Origin of the sequence: Salinigranum sp. (assembly GCF_041641895.1) — an archaeon.
Taxonomy (GTDB): Archaea; Halobacteriota; Halobacteria; order Halobacteriales; family Haloferacaceae; genus Salinigranum.
Window position 1 is genome coordinate 29,967 of record NZ_JBEPXO010000039.1, and the last position, 3,997, is coordinate 33,963.

Annotated in this window: 8 protein-coding genes; all 8 read left to right on the forward strand. The window is 68.6% G+C overall.

The features are described from left to right. The coding region (locus ACESK5_RS10225) for a hypothetical protein (RefSeq protein WP_372911463.1) at positions 1 to 533 on the forward strand (533 nt) is incomplete at its 5' end. 119 nt (positions 534 to 652) lie between these two features. Beyond that, positions 653 to 937, forward strand: coding sequence for a ubiquitin-like small modifier protein 1 (locus ACESK5_RS10230; protein WP_372911464.1), 285 nt, complete (start codon positions 653 to 655; stop codon positions 935 to 937). Then, entirely contained in the window at positions 934 to 1,194 is a 261-nt protein-coding gene (locus tag ACESK5_RS10235) for a hypothetical protein (protein WP_372911465.1), read from the forward strand. The genes ACESK5_RS10230 and ACESK5_RS10235 overlap by 4 nt, the downstream gene beginning before the upstream one ends. 4 nt (positions 1,195 to 1,198) lie before the next feature. Next, positions 1,199 to 1,567 carry a hypothetical protein gene (locus tag ACESK5_RS10240; RefSeq protein WP_372911466.1) on the forward strand — a complete coding sequence of 123 codons (369 nt, stop codon included), beginning with the start codon at positions 1,199 to 1,201 and terminating at the stop codon, positions 1,565 to 1,567. A gap of 111 nt (positions 1,568 to 1,678) precedes the next feature. Then, positions 1,679 to 2,425: an AzlC family ABC transporter permease gene (locus tag ACESK5_RS10245; RefSeq protein ID WP_372911470.1), complete on the forward strand. Its 747-nt coding sequence runs from the start codon at positions 1,679 to 1,681 to the stop codon at positions 2,423 to 2,425. 5 nt (positions 2,426 to 2,430) lie between these two features. Then, positions 2,431 to 2,781: an AzlD domain-containing protein gene (locus tag ACESK5_RS10250; protein ID WP_372911471.1), complete on the forward strand. Its 351-nt coding sequence runs from the start codon at positions 2,431 to 2,433 to the stop codon at positions 2,779 to 2,781. 199 nt (positions 2,782 to 2,980) lie between these two features. Next, complete coding sequence (locus ACESK5_RS10255; protein WP_372911467.1) at positions 2,981 to 3,367, forward strand: hypothetical protein; 387 nt, start codon at positions 2,981 to 2,983, stop codon at positions 3,365 to 3,367. Continuing rightward, a partial coding sequence (locus ACESK5_RS10260) for a M64 family metallopeptidase (protein ID WP_372911468.1) occupies positions 3,367 to 3,997 on the forward strand: 631 nt, incomplete at its 3' end. The genes ACESK5_RS10255 and ACESK5_RS10260, both read left to right, overlap by 1 nt.

Genomic DNA, 3,997 nt, shown 5'->3' on the forward strand with positions numbered 1-3,997 from the left:
CGACTGCTACCGCCGCCCCGACGGCCGCCCCGTCCGCGGGCGCCGACGCCGCCTCGGTCGAAGCCGACTGCAGTACCGTCCCGTCGTCGCTCGCTCCGTTCGACGGCACCGACGCGGGCGTCGAGTTCTCCGTCGCGTTCGACGTCCCGAACGGAGCGGGGTACACGCTCGAAGCCGGCGAGACGGCCGTCGAGCGAGTCGCCACCGCCTACTTCAGACCCGACGGGACGGCGTCGAACATGGACTGGGACTTCTACGTCGACGTCACGGAGTCGGTCGACACCTACGGTGACCTCGGCACGATGTACCCCGACGCCGTCGAGGCGTTCACTCTCGACTACGCCGGAACGACGGTTCCGGTCCGTCATCAAGCCATAACCGACGACCAGGACGTCTGGGTCATGGCCCTCCCGCAGGACGGGGCGTTCCGGTCCGTACAGGTGAGTTCGTCGGTGATGCCCGGCCAGTTCGGCTGTCACGACGTGATACGTGAGATAGCGGCGGGCGTGGCACAGAGCGTCCGGCCACGCTGACGCCACCGGGCCACCGGGAGCGTGACCGACGCGGGGTCGCTCCCGTGGCGTCGGGCCGCCGGGCGAGACGTCCGTCCGCAGTGGACGTGTTTTTACTCGAGCACCCCGTACGACCGTCCATGCAGGTCACGCTGAAGTTCTTCGCCACCTTCCGGGAGATAGTCGGCTCGAAGACGGTCGACCGCGAGTTCGAGGAGGGAGCCACCGTCGGTGAGGTGCTCACCGCGCTCGAGACAGAGTACGACGACCTCGTGGGCGAACTCCTCGTCGACGGCGACCTCAAGCCGCAGATCAACGTCCTGAAGAACGGCCGCGAGGTGCTCCACATGGAGGGCATCGAGACGCGGTTGGAGGAGGGCGACACGCTGAGCGTCTTCCCACCGGTCGCCGGCGGGTGTCGATGAGCGTGCGGGTCGAACGGTCGTTCCGGGGAATCTCCCAGCGCCTCGCGACTCACTACCTGACGAACCTCGGCGGGCAGGAGGTCGAACCCGGCCGGGTCGTCGGCGAGGACTGGGAAGCGTCGCTGTCGGAGTCGAAGACGTCGGTCGGACCGACGCTGACGCTCAACGAGGTCGACGTCGCCTTCGAGGGCGACGAGGAGACGCTCGAACCACTCGTCGAGCGGTTCGCCCAGAAGGCGATGCGCGCCGGGGGGTGACGGGATGGTGAGCGGCGACCCGCTCGACGGACAGGTGTTGATACTCGCGGCCGCGAAGGCGAGCGTCCCCGCCGGGCGCCTGCCCGACCTGGTCGACCAGGTGCAGGCTGACCTCGGCCCCCGCCTCAAGGCGTACCGTCGGGCGTACGAGGCCGTCTACGAGTCCGCCGAACGGTGGGTGTTCCTGGTTCCCCTCGACCACTGGGAGACCGTGGGCGACCGCCTCGGGTTCACGACCCGCGAGCGCGAGGCGGTCCGTCGGGCGCACGAGGAACAGCTCAGACGGGTCGGCAGCGAGGAGGACCGCCGCGAGGAGTTCGAGAGCGCACTCGAGATTCGGAGCGCGGTGGTCGTCGGCGTCGAAGCGGAGTAGGGGCGACGACGCCACACCACGGGTCGGAAGGAGACAGAACAGAAGAGAACGGAACGGAGCGGAACGGAAAACGGTTTCTCTCCCGCCCGCAGTCGAGTGAACACAGTGAACCTGCCCCGTCTTCCACCGACGGCCCGAGCAGGGGTTCGCGCGTCACTCCCGCTCGTCGTCGGCGTCGTCCCGTTCGGCCTCGTGGCGGGCGTCGCGGCAGTCGACGCCGGTCTCTCGCCTCTCGCCGCGTTCGGGATGTCCGTCGTCGTCTTCGCGGGTGCCTCCCAGCTGGCCGTCATCGACCTCCTCGGACGCGACGCGTCGCTCGTCGTCGTCGTCCTGACCGGCGTCATCATCAACCTCCGGATGCTGATGTACTCGGCCTCCATCGCCCCGTACTTCCAGCGGTACCGCACACGCTGGAAGGCCGTCCTCGCGTACTTCCTGACCGACCAGGCGTACGCCGTCGCCGTCGCCCGGTTCCAAGCCCGGGTAGGCGAGGAGGGTGAGGACGGCGAGCGAGCGGAGGCCGGCGAGACGGACGGCGGACACGACGACGGGCGACGCGACTACTTCTACCTCGGCGTCGCCGCGAGCATCTGGGTCGTGTGGGTCGTCGCCACGGCGGTCGGAATCGGCGTCGGACGCGGCCTGCCGGACGCATGGGGGCTGGACTTCGCCGTGCCGCTCGTCTTCCTCGCGCTGCTCGTCCCGCGTCTCGAAGACGGCGAGACGGCTGCCGCGGGGGTCGTCGCCGGCCTCGTCGCCCTGTTCGGCAGTGGCCTCCCGTACGAACTCGGCCTGCCGCTGGCCGCGGTGGTCGGCGTCGGCGTCGGCCTCGTCGTCGAGGAGGTGCGCGACCGGTGAACGCGCTGGTCGCGCAGACCACGTACGGTCCGGCGAGCGTGTGGGCCGTCATCGTCGCCGTCGGCGTCTGCACCTTCGGCATCCGCCTGTCGTTCATCTACCTGTTCAGCCGCATCGACAGCGTGCCGCCGCGGGTGACGCAGGCGCTCCGGTACGTCCCCGCTGCGGTGCTCGCCGCCCTCGTCGTCCCGGCCGTCGTCTCCGTCGAGCCATCCCTGACCGGGACGCTCACTGCCGACCGCTTCCTCGCCGGGTGCGTGGCGGCGCTCGTCGCCTGGTACACGGAGGACGTCACGGCGACTATCGTCGTCGGGCTGGTGGCGCTGTGGGTGGTGCGGTTCGTCGTGCCGGTGTGAACGGAGGCGAGCGACACCCCGAGGCGGACGGGGCCGACACTCCGAAAAACCGGAAAAAACGCTCAATACGTCAGCGAGGGTATAGGTACGTGCTATCATGAGTCACGAGCGGCGGCGACCGAACAGTCCGAGAGCTATCCGGCTCACGTTCACGAGCGACGAGGGGGGCCTGAAGCTAGTGAACGCGAGGCGGTTGTCGATGCAAGCTCCGCCGGGAGAACGAACCGACACTGACGAGCGGGACGACCGGGTGGGAGGCTGGGTCGAGGTCCAGGGCAGCAACGGCAACGTGCTGTACCGACGGCGGATGCGGCCACCGGCCGAGGACGCCGAAGTGCCCGACGGGGCGGGGACGCTCAGGCGGGTTCCGACTCGCGCGTCGAGACTCGTGAGCGTGCTCGTTCCCGACGTCGAAGGTGCTCGGCGGGTGGTACTCCGCGAGCGACGGCCGAAAGGCAAGCAGCGGGAGAAACCCGACGTGGTCGACCACGCGTCTGTCTCACTCGAAGCGGTCGAAGGCGACGACACGCTCGACGGCGACCTTCCGACCGGTGACGACGACTCGTCGTCCCCGGAGGAGCGATAATGGGGACGAACGACGGGCGGGTTCTCGGACTGACGAAGATATTCGACTCCGGGCTTCCAGAGCACCGCTGGAACCTCGTCGTCGTCGCAGAGGGATACACCGCGAGCGAACAGGCACAGTTCCAGTCGGACGCACAGGACCTCCTCGACGGACTCCTCGACACGGCCCCCTTCGACGAGGACGAAGTCGCCTGCGCGATGAACGTCTACCGACTCGACGTCGAGTCCGACGAGTCGGGTGCCGACGACCCCGACTGCAACGGACAGGGGTCCGACACGTTCGTCGACACGTACTTCGACGTCTCGTTCTGTGGAGACGGGGCCACGTATCGTCTCATGTTCGGGGACGAGCTACACACGATGGTCACCGTCGACGATCTCTTCCCGGAGTGGCACCAGATCGCGGTCGTCGTGAACTCGCCGATTCGAGGTGGTGCGGGCGGCACCATCGCGTGGACGAGTACTGGTGGTGCGGACTGGCGCGACGTCTTCATTCACGAACTCGGCCACTCGGCGTTCGAACTCGCCGACGAGTACGACTGCCAGACGTGCGTAGCGGACGAGCAGGGCCGGGACAACTACACGGGTGGGGAGCCGGTCGAACCCAACGTGACGGCCGAACCCGACCCGG

Coding starts and splice junctions, on each gene's coding strand:
- ACESK5_RS10255 (WP_372911467.1), top strand. CDS start 2,981: ATGCAAGCTCCGCCGGGAGAACGAACCGACACTGACGAGCGGGACGAC.
- ACESK5_RS10230 (WP_372911464.1), top strand. CDS start 653: ATGCAGGTCACGCTGAAGTTCTTCGCCACCTTCCGGGAGATAGTCGGC.
- ACESK5_RS10235 (WP_372911465.1), top strand. CDS start 934: ATGAGCGTGCGGGTCGAACGGTCGTTCCGGGGAATCTCCCAGCGCCTC.
- ACESK5_RS10240 (WP_372911466.1), top strand. CDS start 1,199: ATGGTGAGCGGCGACCCGCTCGACGGACAGGTGTTGATACTCGCGGCC.